Source organism: Deltaproteobacteria bacterium, from assembly GCA_026712905.1.
Lineage (GTDB): Bacteria > Desulfobacterota > Binatia > UBA9968 > JAJDTQ01 > JAJDTQ01.
The window spans coordinates 1-15,673 of sequence record JAPOPM010000155.1 but is presented as its reverse complement, the minus strand read 5'-3'; the positions used below and the strand labels follow the sequence as shown (position 1 = coordinate 15,673).

The 15,673-nt window shown below is 65.8% G+C and carries 16 protein-coding genes; 10 read left to right on the top strand and 6 right to left on the bottom strand.

Annotation, left to right across the window (positions count from 1 at the left end; translation table 11 throughout):
- A partial coding sequence (locus OXF11_12610) for an ABC transporter substrate-binding protein (GenBank protein ID MCY4487937.1) occupies positions 1 to 830 on the bottom strand: 830 nt, incomplete at its 3' end.
- Between the two features lie 213 nt (positions 831 to 1,043).
- Between OXF11_12610 and OXF11_12605 the strand changes: the two genes are divergently transcribed.
- On the top strand, positions 1,044 to 2,195 hold the full coding sequence (locus OXF11_12605) for an amidohydrolase family protein (protein ID MCY4487936.1): 1,152 nt from the start codon (positions 1,044 to 1,046) through the stop codon (positions 2,193 to 2,195).
- A 24-nt stretch (positions 2,196 to 2,219) separates the two neighbouring features.
- Here OXF11_12605 and OXF11_12600 read toward each other — a convergent pair whose 3' ends face one another.
- Positions 2,220 to 2,483, bottom strand: coding sequence for a hypothetical protein (locus OXF11_12600; protein MCY4487935.1), 264 nt, complete (start codon positions 2,481 to 2,483; stop codon positions 2,220 to 2,222).
- 162 nt (positions 2,484 to 2,645) lie between these two features.
- Here OXF11_12600 and OXF11_12595 point away from each other — a divergent pair, with 162 nt between their 5' ends.
- Genes OXF11_12595 through OXF11_12580 form a run of 4 tightly spaced genes read left to right on the top strand, consistent with a single transcriptional unit; the run spans position 2,646 to position 6,434 of the window.
- The gene (locus OXF11_12595) at positions 2,646 to 3,593 is read left to right on the top strand and encodes a cyclase family protein (protein MCY4487934.1); all 948 of its coding nucleotides are present in this window, start codon (positions 2,646 to 2,648) and stop codon (positions 3,591 to 3,593) included.
- Between the two features lie 54 nt (positions 3,594 to 3,647).
- Entirely contained in the window at positions 3,648 to 4,463 is an 816-nt protein-coding gene (locus OXF11_12590) for a creatininase family protein (GenBank protein MCY4487933.1), read from the top strand.
- 5 nt (positions 4,464 to 4,468) lie between these two features.
- A complete protein-coding gene (locus tag OXF11_12585; protein MCY4487932.1) occupies positions 4,469 to 5,668 on the top strand; it encodes a TraB/GumN family protein in 1,200 nt (399 codons plus the stop codon).
- A 40-nt stretch (positions 5,669 to 5,708) separates the two neighbouring features.
- Positions 5,709 to 6,434, top strand: a complete 726-nt coding sequence (locus OXF11_12580; protein MCY4487931.1) for a hypothetical protein — start codon at positions 5,709 to 5,711, stop codon at positions 6,432 to 6,434.
- Positions 6,435 to 6,486: 52 nt separating this feature from the next.
- On the opposite strand, the gene OXF11_12575 is transcribed toward OXF11_12580, so the two are convergent.
- On the bottom strand, positions 6,487 to 7,740 hold the full coding sequence (locus tag OXF11_12575; GenBank protein ID MCY4487930.1) for a hypothetical protein: 1,254 nt from the start codon (positions 7,738 to 7,740) through the stop codon (positions 6,487 to 6,489).
- Positions 7,741 to 8,026: 286 nt separating this feature from the next.
- Complete coding sequence (locus tag OXF11_12570) at positions 8,027 to 9,205, bottom strand: CoA transferase (protein ID MCY4487929.1); 1,179 nt, start codon at positions 9,203 to 9,205, stop codon at positions 8,027 to 8,029.
- 106 nt (positions 9,206 to 9,311) lie between these two features.
- On the opposite strand from OXF11_12570, the gene OXF11_12565 reads away from it, so the two are divergent.
- Positions 9,312 to 9,569, top strand: a complete 258-nt coding sequence (locus OXF11_12565) for a hypothetical protein (GenBank protein ID MCY4487928.1) — start codon at positions 9,312 to 9,314, stop codon at positions 9,567 to 9,569.
- On the opposite strand, the gene OXF11_12560 is transcribed toward OXF11_12565, so the two are convergent.
- The gene (locus OXF11_12560; protein ID MCY4487927.1) at positions 9,566 to 10,630 is read right to left on the bottom strand and encodes an LLM class flavin-dependent oxidoreductase; all 1,065 of its coding nucleotides are present in this window, start codon (positions 10,628 to 10,630) and stop codon (positions 9,566 to 9,568) included. The genes OXF11_12565 and OXF11_12560 overlap by 4 nt on opposite strands.
- Before the next feature lie 154 nt (positions 10,631 to 10,784).
- Between OXF11_12560 and OXF11_12555 the strand changes: the two genes are divergently transcribed.
- Positions 10,785 to 11,999, top strand: a complete 1,215-nt coding sequence (locus OXF11_12555; protein MCY4487926.1) for an MFS transporter — start codon at positions 10,785 to 10,787, stop codon at positions 11,997 to 11,999.
- A gap of 18 nt (positions 12,000 to 12,017) precedes the next feature.
- Here the strand turns inward: OXF11_12555 and OXF11_12550 are convergent, their stop codons facing one another.
- On the bottom strand, positions 12,018 to 12,923 hold the full coding sequence (locus OXF11_12550) for an MBL fold metallo-hydrolase (GenBank protein ID MCY4487925.1): 906 nt from the start codon (positions 12,921 to 12,923) through the stop codon (positions 12,018 to 12,020).
- Positions 12,924 to 13,262: 339 nt separating this feature from the next.
- On the opposite strand from OXF11_12550, the gene htpX reads away from it, so the two are divergent.
- From htpX to OXF11_12535, 3 genes are all read left to right on the top strand, one after another.
- Positions 13,263 to 14,159: a protease HtpX gene (htpX, locus tag OXF11_12545; protein ID MCY4487924.1), complete on the top strand. Its 897-nt coding sequence runs from the start codon at positions 13,263 to 13,265 to the stop codon at positions 14,157 to 14,159.
- Positions 14,160 to 14,284: 125 nt separating this feature from the next.
- Positions 14,285 to 15,364, top strand: a complete 1,080-nt coding sequence (locus OXF11_12540; protein MCY4487923.1) for an LLM class flavin-dependent oxidoreductase — start codon at positions 14,285 to 14,287, stop codon at positions 15,362 to 15,364.
- 33 nt (positions 15,365 to 15,397) lie between these two features.
- A partial coding sequence (locus tag OXF11_12535; GenBank protein MCY4487922.1) for a hypothetical protein occupies positions 15,398 to 15,673 on the top strand: 276 nt, incomplete at its 3' end.

Below are 15,673 nucleotides of genomic sequence, written 5' to 3'. Positions count from 1 at the left end.
GCGGTGGCCAGTGCCATCAGGAACGCCTCCTTGGGAACGCCGGCCGCCTTCTCGATGATCGTGGCGGCTTCGTCATGGTGCGTCGGCAGCCACTTGGCCAACTCCTCGAAGGCCGCGTAGATCTTCGGGATCAGCGCCTTGTTCGCGTTGATCCATTCCTCATGCGCGGCGATACCGAGGAAGCCTCTCTGCGGCGCCCCATGGATGGACTGCCACTGGTGGAAGTACTCGATCATCTTGAGCTTGCCCGGATTGTCCACCAGCATCTTGGAGTAGTTGGGCTCCCAGAAGTGCACCGCGTCGGCGCGCTTGGCCATCAGCAGGGTCGCCAATCCCCCGGTGTTGGTGGACTGGATCGACACCTTGTTCAGGTCGACCCCCGCCTTGTGAGCGAAGTAGCGGAACATGGCGTAGTTGGTGGTCACGGTGAAGGCCCCCAGGCTCTTGCCCTCGAGGTCCGCGATACTGTTGATGGTCGGGTCCATGGTCAGCAGCGCGCCGTGTCCGTTGAGCACGTTGAAGAGGTAAACCGACTTCACCCCCTTGAGCCGGCGGTTGGCTTCCGACAGGAGCGCGGAGGCGATGGTGATCTGGTCCCTGCCGGTGGCGAAGTCCGTGTTGGCCGCGCGTCCCTGCTTGAAGACCCACTGGAGGTCGACACCGTGCTTCTTGTCGAATTCGTTGGCTTCGATGAGCGAAGCCGTCGTATGGCCGAACGACGGCTTGTCGAACGACGATATCCGCACCGTGGGCATGTTCTGGGCCAGCACGGTGGCAGCGCCCGCCAGCGTCATGGCGGCCGTCAGAAAGCTTGCAATGAGTCGGACCATGATTCCCTCCTCGTCGGTTGTCGGGAGTTCGCCCGATGATACGGGGCGTCACAGGTAAAGTTGTGAACCCTAGAGATTTTTCCCGGCGCTGTCAATGCACGGCGCGCGCGCCCATCTCCAGCCTTGAACTGCCCCATCGGTTGGGTTAAATCCAAAGGGTCGCGCCCGCGGGCAAGTCATCGAAGGGTTCGACACAACACACGGAGGTGACTCATGTATCTGGTGGATGCCGACGGGCACGTCGAGGAAAGCGAAACCACGTTCAGCGACAAGTACTTCGATCCGGCGTTCCGCGCCCAGCGCCCGCGCGTCGTGGCCATCGACAAGATGGTCTACTGGATGATCGAGGAGCAGATGTACCCGCGCCGTGTCGGGCGCGGCGCCCACAACCTCGGCACGCCGGCGAGCTACCATGGCAAGAAGACGCCCCACGCGCAGAAGAAGTCCGACACCATCGGGAGCATGGAGATCCACGGCGTCAAGGAACGGGTCGAGGCCATGGACAAGGAGGGGATCTCGTTGCAGGTCCTCTATCCGACCCTGTTCCTGGCGTACCCGCTGGCCGCGAACCCGGCGCTGGTGACCGCCATGAGCACCGCCTACAACCGCTTCCTCGGCGACCAGATCGGCGCCCACGACCGGCTCAAGTGGGCGGCGGTGGTGAACCTCGACGACGTCGAAGGGGCGGTGGCGCAGGTGAAGGAAGCTCATGAGCTCGGCGCGGTGGCCGTCATGGTGCTGGGCACCATCGGCGACCGGCTGCTGGACGACTCCGCCTTCCTACCCTTCTACGAGGCGCTGGTGGAGCGCGACCTGACCCTGGCGATCCACGTGGGCTGGTCGTGTCCGGCCCTCTCCGGCCTCTTCACCCATATCTATCCGTCGTCGGTGAACGCGTTCCTGATGCCGGTGCTCCTGGGTTTCTCGTCCATGATCAACAGCGGGCTGCTGGACCGGTTCCCCACCATGCGCGTGGGTTTCCTGGAGGCCGGCTGCCAGTGGGTCCACTTCATGATCGACCGGCTCGACCACCGCTTCGGCCACTCGGGCAACTTCCTCGCCGACATCCTCCCGGACACGGTGCCCAAGGCCAAGCTGGCGCCCATGGACTACGTGCGCCAGGGCAACCTCTACCTGAGTGCCGAGGTGGAGGACTCGCTGCTGCCGCAGGTGGTGGAGTTGGTGGGCGAGGGACAGGTGGTGTACGGCTCCGACATGCCTCACGGCGACCGCGAGGTGCTGTCCAGCGACTACCTCAAGCAGCGCCGGGACCTGAGCGAGAGCGCCAAGACCAAGATCCTGCGGGACAACGGCGCCCGGCTCTACAACCTGGAAATCACCGACGCGGCCAGGAAGGCTTCCTGAACGCAGGGACCGCAGCGCGACGCCTCAAGAGGCTTCGCGCTGTCCGAGTATCACTTCCGGGGAGCGGACGGTGACAAGCCGGTCGAGGCTGCGCAGCATGATCTTCGCGGCCTCGGCCGAGATTGCCTGTCCGAAGATGTGGTAGCGTTCCCCGTCCCACTGCTGGTTGTTGGCCCAGAGGGCGAACTCGTCCGGCGTGGGGCTGTGGCCCAACTCCCTGGCGCAGCGCCGCACCACGAAGCCGAGCATCACTTTCCGGCCCTTGGCGTTGTCGGCTCTCGTCGACATACCGGCCATTCTTAGGCGATCCTTCGAGGAGTTTCAAGCCGGCGCGGGTCTCGACGGAAGCCGGTTTCGTTCCCGCCACCCACCTGTTAGAAAGAGCCAGACTCATCCCGGCCCGGAGGGAGGTACCTAGGTTTGGCGACTCGAAGACGTCCGAAACTGACCATGAAACGGCTCCGCGAGACCGCGGAACGGCTGCGCAACTGGGGCCGCTGGGGCAAGGATGACGAGGTCGGCACGCTGAACTTTACGACGCCCGAGGACATCGTCGCCGCGGCGCGGCTCGTGCGCCGGGGGCGGGTGTTCTCGCTGGCCCTGGCCTACGACGACGCCGGGCCCCAGAGCGGCAAGAGCAACTACCCGGCCATGGGCCGGTTCAATCCCATCCATCTGATGCTCCGCACCGGCACGGACGCCTATTCCGGGGTGCTCGACCACCGGCGCATCCGCGGCGCCGACGACATCATCATCATGCCCCTTCAGGCGGGCACCCAGTGGGACGGTCTGGCGCACATCTTCTACGACGAATCGATGTACAACGGCTACGACTGCCGCCTGGTGACCTCGGGGGGCGCCGCCAAGAACGGCATCGAGAAGACGCGGGAGAAGATGGTGGGGCGCGGCGTGCTGCTGGACGTGCCCCGGGCCAAGGGGAGCGACTGGCTGGAGGACGGCTACGCCATCACCAGCGACGATCTGGACGAGACCATGGCGGCGCAGGAGGTGGAGGTGCGCCGTGGCGACTACGTGCTGGTGCGCACGGGACAGATGAAGGCCAAGCTGGACGCCGGGTCCTGGGACGGCTACCCCGGCGGGGACGCCCCCGGACTCGGGTTCGATACGCTCGACTGGCTCCATGAGCGGGAGGTGGCCGCCGTGGCCACGGACACCTGGGGGGTGGAAGTCCGGCCCAACCAGACCCGCGAAGCCACCCAGCCGTGGCACTGGGTGAGCATTCCCAACATGGGGCTCACGGTAGGGGAGATCTTCCACCTGGAAGAGTTGGCGGAAGACTGCGCGGCCGACGGCCGCTACGAGTTCATGTTCGTGGGACCGGCGCTGCCGGTCACGGGCGCGGTGGGATCGCCGACGAATCCGTTGGCCATCAAGTAGCGTGTCCTTCAAACTCAAGGACAAGTCTTGCAAGTCGCAAATGAGGAGAGCAACATGCCGGCGCAACTCGGTTCCGTATGGCTCCAGGAGTTGACCTGGGAGGACGTCGCGGCCTATCTGGAGGACTCCGACATCATCATCTGTCCGGTGGGCAGCACCGAGGAGCACGGTCCGGCCGGGCCCTTGGGCCTCGACTGCCTCATCGCCATCGCCCTGGCGGAGGACGTGGCGCGGGCCACCGGAACGTTGTGCACACCGCCGCTCTGGTTCGGCGACTCGCCGCATCACCTGGGTTTTCCCGGGACCATCTCGCTCCGTACGGAAACGTTGATGGCGGTGATCCAGGACATGAGCCGCAGTCTGGCCAAGCACGGGTTCCGCAAGATCCTCATCATCAACGGGCACAAGGGCGCCAACCTGCCCGGCCTGCTCGCGGCCACCAAGAACCTGCGCGAGTACGAGATGCCCGAGGTCTTCTTCGCGGTCATCGATCCGGTGAAGATCGCCAAGAAGATCGCCAACGAGCTCAAGGAAGCGAAGGAGCACCACAGCGGCGAGCTGGAGATCTCGGAGTGCTGGTACAAGTTCCCGCACCTGATCAAGCAGGAGAAGCTGACCACGTCGCAGGTGGATTTCGACAAGAACTTCTCGCCGTGGTCCCACGGCGACCTCTTCTCCGCGCCCCACGAGGTCATCGACATCCCGTGGACCAGCACGGAACAGCGCCGCATCGTGCCCACCGGCTCCTTCAGCCCCTCCATCAAGGCGTCGCCCGAGAAGGGCAAGGCGTACCACGACTACATGGTCGATCAGATCGTGCAGTTCATCGGCTGGCTCAGGAACTACGACGGCCCGGTCGGCCAGGTCTGAACCGCGTGGAAGTCGATGCCGCACAAGGCCCGGACGCTGCCGGGCTTCCGGCGTATACACGGCGGCTGAACGATCGGGGCCGGGACGTCTACCTCGTCGGCACCGCCCACGTCTCCCTGGAGAGCGTCGACGACGTGCGCACGACCGTCGAGCGGGTGGACCCGGACACCATCTGCGTGGAGTTGTGCCAGGCGCGCTACGATTCCTTCACCCGTCCCGACGCCTGGCAGAAGATGAACGTCTTCAAGGTCGTCAAGGAGGGCAAGTCGGCGCTGCTCCTGAGCCACCTGATCATGTCGGCGTTCTACAAGCGCATGGGCGACCGGCTCGGCGTCCGCCCGGGAGCGGACATGCTGGAGGGGGTGCGGTTGGCGCGGGAGCGGGACGTGGACCTGGTGCTGGCGGACCGCGACGTCCAGGTGACCCTCAAGCGCACCTGGAGGAGGCTCGGTCTCTGGAACAAGCTCAAGGTGCTGTTCGTGCTGCTGAGCAGCGCGCTCACCGAGCCGGAGGTCGACAGGAAGGCGGTGGACGACCTCAAGCAAGCGGACCGTCTGGAGGATGTCCTGATGGAGTTCGCCAAGGCCTTCCCGGCGGTGAAGGAGAGCCTCATCGACGAGCGCGACATCTACCTGGCGCAGAAGATCCGGGAGGCTCCGGGCGAACGTGTCGTGGCCGTGGTGGGCGCGGGACATGTCCCGGGGATCGCGCGCGCGATCGAACGGGAACAGTCGCTGGATGCGCTGGAAGAGGTCCCGGAGCGGTCGCTCTGGGCCAGGAGCGTCAAGTGGGTGGTGCCCGCCCTGATCCTCGCCATCATCGCTTACGGGTTCTACAGCGCCGGCGCCGCCCATTCCCTGGAGTCCATCTCCATCTGGGTGCTGGTGAACGGTGTGCTCGCGGCCGCGGGAGCGGCCTTGGCCCTGGGACATCCGATTACGGTGCTGGCGGCGTTCCTGGCCGCGCCCATCACCAGCCTCAACCCCACCATCGCCGCGGGCTGGGTTTCCGGCCTGGTCCAGGCCTGGGTCAAGAAGCCCACGGTGGCGGACCTGGAGGGCATGTCCGAGGTGGTGACCGCGTTTCCCAAGGGGCTGTGGCGCAATCCCGTTTCGCGCATCCTTCTGGTGGTGGTATTCTCGAACCTGGGCAGCACGCTGGGCACGTTCATCGGCGGCAGTTGGATCGCCGCGCGCTCGTTTTAGCGTCGTGGCCTGTCCGTTTCAGCTCGGAGGAGGGTAACCCATGGCAGATTCGGCAACGGTCAAGGTCGGCTTCGTAACTCCCATATCGAGCTCGAGTCCCCACTTCGAGCCGTTCCGGGCGTGCATTCCCGCGGAAGTGGAGATGGAGTTCGAGGGCCTGGGCATCGTGCGCGGCCCGCTGGAGAGCCTCCGGGGCACGGACGACCATGTGGTGGAAACGTCCGCCCGGTTGGCGCGGGAGCGCGGCTGGCGGGGCGTCATCGTTAGCGGAGCGCCCGTGGAGGTGCTCAATCCGGGGCTCTTGGGAAGGCTCAGGGAAGCGGTCGATGTACCCGTGACCACGGCGCTGGAGTCGTGCGCCGAAGCGCTGAAGTCTCTCTCGACTCCCAAGGTGCTGCTGCTGACCCCGTTCGTCGAGTCCATGAACAAGCTGATCCGCGACTATCTGGCTGGCTGCGGCATCGAGGCCATCTCGCCCGCGGACACCTTCGACGACTATCGCGACGCCATGGAGGTGGGTCCGGAGGACGTTTACGCCCTCACGGAAAAGGCCTTCCAGGCCAACCCGGAGGTCCAGGCCATCTACTTCCAGGGGGCCGTGCTCGACCCGTTGAAGATTCTGGATCGGCTTGAAGAGGACTTGGCGCGGCCCGTGGTCGCGAGCAATCCCGCCATGCTCTGGTACATGCTCTCCAGGGTGGGCTATTCGTGCAGCATTTCCGGCTACGGCCGGCTGCTGCACGACTGGCCGGACATCAAGGCCTGACGCCCGGCGCCCCTTCGTGGAAGCCTCTGCCCGCGAAGGCGGGCGAGGGGCGTCACTGTTGCGGGGCGGCTTGCCCTTGGTCGGCACCCTGCGCCTGAGAAGCCCCCTGTTCAGCGGACGCCTTCTCCTTGGCGGCCAGCTCGGCCAACTCCTTCTCCTTGGCGGAGAGGTCGGCGAGCGCCTTGTCCATTCCGGCGCGGGCCTGATCCAACTGCTGCTGGAGCGCACTAACGGTTTTGCCATGGTCGGCCGTAGAGGCCGCAAGCTTTTGAGAGGCGTCCTTTTCCCTGGTGGCCATTTCAGTCAGCGCCTTGTTCCTGGCGGCGAGGTCGGCCAGGGCCTTGTCCTTTTCGGCGCGGGTCTGTTTCAGCGAGCGCCGGGTGGTGGCGAGGTCGGCCGCGGCCTTGTCCCTTGCCGCCCGGGCCTGTTTCAATGACTGCGCCGCTGCCGCCGCTTCCTTGCGCGCCTGGGCCAAGGCTTCCGTGTTCTTGGCCGCCTCCGCTTCCAGGGCTTGCTTGGCCGCCTTCAGCCCATCGGCCGCGGCGCTCATCTCGGCGATGGCCTTGTCCTTCTGCGCCACCTGCTCCTCAAGGCCCTTCACGCGCGCGTTCAACTCCTCCTGCTTGCCGGACATCGCGGCGGCGTTCTTTTCCAGTTCGGCCTTGGCCGCGGTGAGTTCCCCGGCCCGTTTCTCCAGGTCTTGCACCATGGCGGTCTTGCCGGCGAGTTGGGCGGCGAGGTCATCGGCGGCCTTGGTCTTGCCGGCAAGTTGAGCGGTGAGGTCATCGGCGGCCTTGGTCTGGCCGGCGAGTTGAGCGGCGAGATCGTCGGCGGCCTTGGTCTTGCCGGCAAGTTGAGCGGCGAGGTCGTCGGCGGCCTTGGTCTTGCCGGCGAGTTGAGCGGCGAGGTCATCGGCGGCCTTGGTCTTGTCGGCGAGTTGAGCGGCGAGATCGTCGGCGGCCTTGGTCTTGCCGGCAAGTTGAGCGGCGAGGTCGTCGGCAGCCTTGGTCTTGTCTCCAAGCTGCTTGGCCATGTCGTCGGCGCTCTTGCGCGCGCTGTCGCGCTCGCCCGTCAGGGCCGCTACCCCCATCTCCAGATCGGTGACCTGCTTCTGCGTGCCCGCGAGTTCCTTCGCGCTCTGCTCGAGCGCGCTCCGGGACTTCGTGGCCTCCTGTTCCATCCCCTGGACCTTGGCCTGAAGCCCCTTCACCTCCTGGCCGCTCTGTTCCAGTGCCGTGGTCAGTTCCGCAGCCTTCTTCTCGGCACTTTCCTTAGCCTGCAAAGCCTGGTCTCTTTCCTGTTTCACCTGTTCGTGCTCGTTGGTGGAGACACAAGCGGCAAGGGACAGGCAAAGCCCGACTGCGAGGCAGATCGTCTTTGTGGCGTGAGTCATAGTAATTCCCGTTTCGTTCCGGTATCGGCGTTCCGTGGCATCCGCACGGGTGATATCCGGTCGGCGCGGCTCGCGCCGAAAGCCAACATTACGGAGGAAGCCGTTACTTATCAGACTTGGGCGGCAACAAGCAACGCAAAAACGACCTCGCCACGCCGTGCGGCGCGCGCATCCCGATCGTCCCGTTCGCCACGGCACACTAGACGACCTCCCGGCCGCGCAGCCCCTCGACGTCTTCCGCGCTGTACCCGAGCCCTCGCAGGATCTCGTCCGTGTTCTCCCCGAGCATGGGTGGCGGCGTCGGCGTCTCGGGCGGCGTCCGGCTCATGTTCACGCCGCTCCCCACCAGCTTCACCTTGCCCATCTTGGGATGCTCCACCTCGATGGGGAAGCCGTACTGCTTGACCTGCGGGTCGTTGAACATGTCCTCGAGGTTGTTCAGCGGAGTGGAGGGTACGTCGTGCTCTCTGAGCTTCTTGAGCCACACGTCGCGCGAGTCACGCTCGAAGATGGTTTGAAGCTCCCGCTCCAGCAGGTCGTGGTGTTCGGTGCGGCCCTCCTTGTCGGCGAAGCGGGGGTCTTTCCCCCACTCGGGTTTCCCGGCCACTTCCACGAGCCCGAGCCAGAACTTGTCGGGCGAGGACAAGTGAACGACGAAGGGCCGGCCGTCGCGGTCGACGAAGGCGAACACGCCGGCGGTGCGGGTGCGGTCGGCCCGGCTCGGCACCACCCCGGTCTCGAAGTAGCGCGCACAGTTCTCGGCGGTGAAGGACACCGAGGCGCGCAGCAGGGAGGTCTCGATGATCTGCCCCTCGCCGGTCATCATGCGGTTCACCAGCGCCGCCAGCACCCCATAGCACGCGTACACCCCGGTGAGGTGGTCGGACAGGGAGATGCCCATGCCCTTGGGTTCATCGGGATCCGTGAGCAGGCTCAGCAGGCCGCTCATTCCCTGGCCCACGGTGTCGTACCCGGGGCGGTCGCGGTAGGGTCCTTCCTGGCCGAAGCCGGAGATGGAGCAATAGATGAGCTTCGGGTTCAACTCGCGCAGGGTGTCGTAGTCGAGGCCGCGCCGCGCCATGACCCCCGGACGGTGGTTCTCGACGAGCACGTCCGCCTCGGCCGCGAGCCTGCGGCAGATCTCCTGCCCCTCCTCGGTCCGCAGGTCCAGCGTGATGCTCTTCTTGTTCCGGTTCAGGCTGCAGAAGGTGGCGGAATACATCTTGCCGCCGCCCCAGCCCCGGAACGGGTCGCCGCGCTCCCGGTCCTCGACCTTGATGACCTCGGCGCCCAGGTCCGCCATGAGCATGGAAGCGAACGGGCCGGTGACGTAGCTGGAGAGCTCCAGAATCTTGATGCCTTCGAGTGTTCCCGCCATGTGTTCAAGCCTCGATGTGGATGTCCCGGAGTTCTTCCTCGCGAGCCAAACGCAACACTAACAATTTTGAGTGAGTGGGTCCACGTTGACTCGCCGGGACCTTTGTGTGACGTTTCGTCGGATGGCGGCTTTTGCGGCAATCGTCCTGTTCGCCTGGGGCGCGGTGACGGCAGGCTACGGCGCGTATGCGGCGGTCGCCGCGCTGAACTCCGAGAGCACGCTGCACGCGGCGCAGGCGGGGCTGGCGTTGCTGATCTCCACCGTATCGATCAGCGCGGCGGTCCTGGTGGTAATGATGGGGCGCCTGGGACGGGCGTTGCGGTCGCCGCGGCCGGACGACGCACCCGACCCCACGACAGGTTAGATCTCCCGCACGGCCGGCAGCGCGTCTTCGGCGAAGCGCTGCATCGATTCCTGGATGTGGTCGTGGGCGACGCTGCCGATGTTCATCCACGCGAGCACGTGGCCGGCGCCCGTGTCCCGGGCCAGCTCTCCGATCCGCTCCACCACCTGATCCGCCGTGCCGATGGCGGCGAACCCGTTGCACACCCGTTCGAAGGTCACGCCGCCCGCGGCGGCGTTGGCGCGCAGCCGTTCCGGCAGCGGCCGCCCTTGCGACAGAAGCCACTCGGCGTAGCTCGCGCGGGTATCGCGAATCACGTCGTAGTAGCCCATGACGCCGGCTTCGGAACGCTTCCGCGCTTCGGCCTCGGTGGCGCCCACGTGCATGGGCAGCAGCAGGCCGAGGTCGTACGCCTCCGGGTCGTGGCCGTGCTGGGCGAGCCCTTCTCGATAGGCGGCGGAGAACTGCCGCAGCTCCTCGGCCGTGCGTACGTGGACGGGGATGAACAGGTTCAGGCCCATGCGCGCGGCGAAGTTCACGCCGTCGAGGGAACTCGCGGCGGTGTACAGCGGCGGGTGCGGCCGCTGCACGGGCTTGGGGTTGGCGACGATGTTCGGGATCCGGAAGAAGCGCCCCTGGTAGTCCACCGACTCCTCGGTCCACGCCAGCCGGATGACCTCGATGCTCTCCTGCATGAGGTCGCGTACGTGTTCGTGCTCCACGCCGAAGCACTCGTAGGCGCGGGTGTGGGGGTGGCCGCCGCCGGCGGCGAAGCACATCCGCCCGCCGCTCAGCACGTCGAGGGTGGCGGCCTGCTCCGCGAGCTGCATGGGATGGTGGATAGGCAGCGTGTTGACCGCCACCCCGAGTTTCAGCCGGCGGGTCCGCTGGGTCGCGGCTCCCAGAACCACGTAAGGCGCGGACAGCAGCGAGAAGCTCGGCGTGAAGTGGATCTCGGCCACCCAGTAGCCGTCGTAGCCGAGCGCGTCGCCCAGCTCGGCCTGGTCGAGGAACTGTTCCAGCAACTCCGCGGGAACGCTTCCGGACGGGCACTGGATCTCGGTAAAGAGGCTCACCTTCATCGATGGGTTCTCCACGGCTTGCCGGCGCCCGGCCGGCGACAGGCCCGCGCTGGGTCGGACGGTCGTTCATGGAAACGGGGCGCGGATTCCACGGCGGTGGACGGCGGGCTCACCGAGTTCTATACCCAAAAGGCTTCGGGAAACAAAACCGCTCATGGGAACCCTGCTGAGCCGGCTGTTCGCCGGGTTGCGCTACCGCAACTACCGTCTCTATTGGCTTGGACAGCTCTCCTCCGTGCTGGCGCTCAACATGGAGATGGCCGCGCAGGCATGGCTGGTGTTCCTGTTGACGGACTCGCCGTTGATGCTGGGGGTGGCCGGGATCGTCTACGCGGTGCCGCGGGTGTCGCTGGTGCTGGTGGGCGGGGCCATCGCCGACCGCGCCGACAAGCGCCGCATCATGGTGTGCACCCAGTCGCTGCTGGCCCTGGCCTATCTCGTGCTGGGACTGCTGATACTGACCGAGCGCATCATGTTCTGGCACGTGCTCGTGTTCGCGTTCAACTCGGGCTTGATGCGCTCGTTCGACCGCCCCAGCCGCTACGCGCTGCTGCCGGAGATGGTGCCGCGGGAGGAGATCGCCAACGCGGTGGCGCTGGGCAGCTCGGTGTGGCAGGCGTGCCGCCTGGTGGGTCCCGGCCTAGCCGGCCTGCTCATCCATTGGTTCGGCGTGGGCCATACCTTCATCGCCTGCTTCGTGAGTTCCGCGGCGGCGGTGGCCCTGTGGGCGTTCATCCGCACCCGCCCCCTCATCGGTCAACCGGAGGGCGGCGTCTGGCGCAACATCCTGGCCGGCCTCCACTTCGTGCGCCACAACCAGCTCTTCTACAGCCTGCTGGGGCTCACGTGCTTCAACAGCCTGTTCGGCATGTCCTACGTGATCCTGCTGCCGGTGTTCGCGCGCACCATCCTGGAAGTGGACTCGCGCGGGTTCGGGTTGCTCCAGTCGTTCTCCGGCGTAGGCGCGCTCATCGGCACGCTGATCGTCGCCTACCTGGCCCAGGCCGGACGCCGGGGCTGGCAGGTGCTGGTGGGATCGGCGATCTTCGGCTCGCTGCTCATGCTGTTCGCGTACTCGTCCTCGTTCGCGCTTTCGCTGGGCCTGATCTTCGTCCTGGGCCTGTTCAACCAGATCTACCTCACCTCCATCAACACCATCCTCCAACTGAACCTGCCCAACGAGTTGCGCGGCCGGGTCCTCGGGCTCTTCGGCCTCACCTGGGACCTCATGCCACTGGGCGGCGCCATCTCCGGCACCGTGGCCGAGTTCGCCGGCGCTCCCACGGCCGTGGCCATGGGCGGTTTCCTGGTGGCGGCGCTGGGGTTGTACGGTCTGGCGCGGCTGCCCGCGGTGCGCGAGATCGAGTAGGAGGAGAGGGTTAAACGACTATTCTTCGAGTTTCAGGACGTAGGGCTTCAGGAACTCGGGGATGACCACCTCGATTCGCGGATCCACGCCCTTGATCCCTCGCCTGAAATGCCGTGCACGCCGTTCGTTCCTGCTCTTGATTCCTTCGGCAAACGGAACCCGCCATTGATCGAAATGGTGCATGATGATCACCTTGGGTTTCATGGCCCGTAGCGCCGCATCCAAGTCGTAACTCCTGTAGCCCTGGGCAAGCAGAGCCACGTCGGGATTACTGCCTTCCAGATTCTCTACGATGAAGTTCGCCGTGCTTTGGTGGAGCACACGCCGTGACCCGAAGGTGAAGTTGTAGAGGAAGCTGCCGCCGATGAGAAAGTGCCTGCCCATGATCGTCGAAACGGGGTCATAAAGCTCTCTGAGCCGAGGTGGGCTGGTCCGACCTCTAGCGATGCGGTGCTCGCTCGGTATCACATCCACGGTAAACTCTTTGAAGTCGAGGTTTTCGCCACCGCTGATCATTGTGATCTGTGACGGCGGAACCCCGGCGGAAAGGGCAAGGTTCATCGTCGTCCTCGAACCGATGATCCTGGCCCCGAACTTCTTGGCTATGAGAGGCAGGTCGCCGACATGATCGCCATGGCTGTGTCCGGCGAAGATGTAGTCCGCCCCTTTCACGTGCTTGAACACGACCTCTTCGTCGGACTCCCATCGGGCTTCGCGATCCGGCGGCTTCCGCGTAAGGAATGGGTCGATCAGGATCGTCGTCCCCGCCGGCGTCTTGATCTCCCAGCCGGCCGTCCCGAGCCACTTTATCACAAGGCCCGCATCTCCGGGGCTGGCCGGTGCGACGAGTTGAGCTGACCCCGCGGAAGAGAGCGCGAGACCGAATATCAAGATCAACGGGACAATCGTTCTTGACATCTTCATCTTGCCGTTCCCGCCGCCGATCCCGGATGGTCGGTGGCCACTTTGCCGTTACGGTAGAGGCTGCTACCCTTCCTGGCTACCGCCTCCCCTCAAATCCCGCAAGCAAAAAGACAGACGACCCGAACCGACGTGCCTGCATCGTCACCGAACCCGGAGTGGGCTACCGCATGGCCCGGCCCGGCGATGCACAATGACTCCCCCCTCCGGGCCGACGCCTTTACACGCCGTCAGAAATGGTTAGATTTCTTCATGCGTGGGTGCCGCCGTATTGATCCGGCACGGTCTGCATTGTAGATTTCTTCCAGGAACGGATACTCGCGAGAGGAAGGGAACAGGTCCATGAAACGCGTTTTTCTTTTTCTGATCACCAACCTTGCGATCGTTTTCGTGCTGGCCGTTGCGCTCCGTGTATTCGGCCTTGAGTGGTTGCTTTTTCAATACGGCATCGACTTCTGGCCGCTGCTGGCCTTCTCCTTCATCTTCGGCATGGGCGGCGCGTTCATCTCGCTACGCATCTCCAAGTGGACGGCCAAGCGATGGATGGGGTTGACGGTCATCGATGAGCCCCGGAACAACACCGAGATCTGGCTCGTCAATACCGTGCAGAACTACGCCCGGGCGGCGAACATCGCCATGCCCGAGGTGGCGGTCTACGATTCCCCGGAGCCCAACGCCTTTGCCACGGGCCCGAGCCGCAACAACTCGCTGGTGGCGGTGAGCACGGGACTGTTGCGGGCCATGAAGCCGGATCAGGCCTCCGCCGTGCTGGGCCACGAGGTGAGCCACGTGGCCAACGGCGACATGGTGACGCTGACCCTGCTCCAGGGCGTTCTCAACACCTTCGTGATCTTCCTTTCCCGCGTGATCGGGTACGTCGTGGACCGCGCACTCCACAGGGACGGCGAAGGGGGCTACGGCATGGGCTACTTCGTCACCGTGATCGTCACGCAGATCCTGCTCGGTATCCTGGCCAGCATCGTGGTCTCCTGGTACTCGCGCCGGCGCGAGTACCGAGCCGACGCCGGCGGCGCGTATCTGGCCGGCAGAGGCAACATGATCGGCGCCCTCGAGGCGCTCCAACGCAGCGTGGAGCCCGAGCACATGCCGGAACAGTTGGAGGCAATGGGGATCGCGGGCGTCCGCAAGGGCGGGCTGCGGATGCTCTTCGCCAGCCATCCTCCCATGGAGGACCGGATCGCCGCGCTCCGGGAAGAACGCCACGCCGCCGGCACCTAGGGGGCGGTCCCGAACGCGGCGTTCGAACCCGTCATCCCGGGCCCTGACGATTGCCGTGGCCTTGCGGGCCGTGGCGGAATCGGGATACATCCCCCAATTGAACGTCAGGCCGAAAGGGGGAGGGGATGGCGATATTCTCGGGGGAGTTCGGGCTCCAGTTCGTGCTGCAGGCGGCTTCCTACTACACGACGCGGGAGCTGGTGGAGCTGGCCGAGCTCGGAGCCGAGAGGGGCTTCAAGCAGGTCTGGCTCAGTGATTCGCTCCGTTACCGCAACGTGCTGAGCGTCGCGACGGCCATCGCCGCCCGCGCGCCCCTGAAGGTCGGCACCGCCATCCTGGTGCCCTATTTTCGCAATCCCATCGACGTGGCCGACTCGGTGCTGGCCATCTCCGAACTCACCGACGGCCGTGAGATCAGCCTCGGCATCGCCAAGGGCAGCAAGGGGCAGGTGCCGCAGTACCTGGAGATGCGCAAGCCGTTCCGCGTGGTGCGGGAGACGGTGGGCTTTCTCGGCACCTTGTTCCGCGGCGAAAGGGTGCGATTCGACGAGTACCCTGCGCTGTGCGACTACTTCCACATGAACCCCCGCGGGCACATCGAGCTGGTGCGCCCTCCCGCGGCGCCGGTGCGTTTCTACGGCGGCGGCGTGGGGCCCCGGTTCCTGGCCATCGCCGGCGAGACCATGGAGGGGGTGCTCATGGGCGGGTACTTCATCTCCATGCACAAGCTCGGCCGTCTGGAGCAGGCCATGGCGGGCGCGGACGCCGCCGCCCGGGCGGTGGACCCGGACAAGAAGCTGCGGAAGGTGTGCGAGATCAACCTGGCGGTATCGGAGCAGCCGGAGGAGGCGCTGGCCGAGGCCAAGAAGTACTCGGCCCACCACATGGTGAGCCTCCAGGCCCTGGGATACAGCGCCGAGGAGTTCGCGCGGATCGGCATCGACTACGAGCAGGTCAACCGCATCCGGGAGGCGCTTCACTCGGGAGTGACCATCGAGCAGGCCTCGCGGGAACTGGTGACCGACGCCATGCCGCGGGCGTGCTTCGTCGCGGGCCGGCCGTCGGACTGCGTGGAACCGATCCTGGAGCTCGCGGCCGAAGCCGAGCGCCTCGGGTTCCAACAGATCTCCTTCGCCAAGCTCGGCCGGGACTACGCCTCGGTGATCCGGTTCCTGAGCGACGAGATCGTTCCCAGGTTGTCGTAGACGGCTTGCCCGAGACCGCCGGAACCCATCCACTTGAAAGCCTTGGCCGCCGACTCCGCGTCCGCTCGCACCGCACGGCTCAACCGCACCTACCCGTGGGTCGTGCTCGGCATCTCGTTCATGACCGTGGCCGCCGCCTTCGGGTGCCGCGCGGCGTTCGCGCTCTTCTTCGTGGCGGTTATCGAGGAGTTTCAGTGGAGCCGCGGGTTGGCCGCCGGCGCGCTGGCCCTGGGCTCGGTGGCGTGGACCGTTTCCGCGCCGGCGTGGGGGCACATGCTGGACCGGCTCGGCCCCAGGGTCGTGTTCCCG

Bases quoted from the DNA above. Each gene is read 5' to 3' on its own strand.
- OXF11_12550 (MCY4487925.1), bottom strand. From the start codon at position 12,923: ATGAAGATGTCAAGAACGATTGTCCCGTTGATCTTGATATTCGGTCTC.
- OXF11_12595 (MCY4487934.1), top strand. From the start codon at position 2,646: ATGAAACGGCTCCGCGAGACCGCGGAACGGCTGCGCAACTGGGGCCGC.
- OXF11_12600 (MCY4487935.1), bottom strand. From the start codon at position 2,483: ATGTCGACGAGAGCCGACAACGCCAAGGGCCGGAAAGTGATGCTCGGC.
- OXF11_12560 (MCY4487927.1), bottom strand. From the start codon at position 10,630: ATGAAGGTGAGCCTCTTTACCGAGATCCAGTGCCCGTCCGGAAGCGTT.
- OXF11_12570 (MCY4487929.1), bottom strand. From the start codon at position 9,205: ATGGCGGGAACACTCGAAGGCATCAAGATTCTGGAGCTCTCCAGCTAC.
- OXF11_12590 (MCY4487933.1), top strand. From the start codon at position 3,648: ATGCCGGCGCAACTCGGTTCCGTATGGCTCCAGGAGTTGACCTGGGAG.
- OXF11_12580 (MCY4487931.1), top strand. From the start codon at position 5,709: ATGGCAGATTCGGCAACGGTCAAGGTCGGCTTCGTAACTCCCATATCG.
- OXF11_12555 (MCY4487926.1), top strand. From the start codon at position 10,785: ATGGGAACCCTGCTGAGCCGGCTGTTCGCCGGGTTGCGCTACCGCAAC.
- OXF11_12540 (MCY4487923.1), top strand. From the start codon at position 14,285: ATGGCGATATTCTCGGGGGAGTTCGGGCTCCAGTTCGTGCTGCAGGCG.
- OXF11_12605 (MCY4487936.1), top strand. From the start codon at position 1,044: ATGTATCTGGTGGATGCCGACGGGCACGTCGAGGAAAGCGAAACCACG.
- htpX (MCY4487924.1), top strand. From the start codon at position 13,263: ATGAAACGCGTTTTTCTTTTTCTGATCACCAACCTTGCGATCGTTTTC.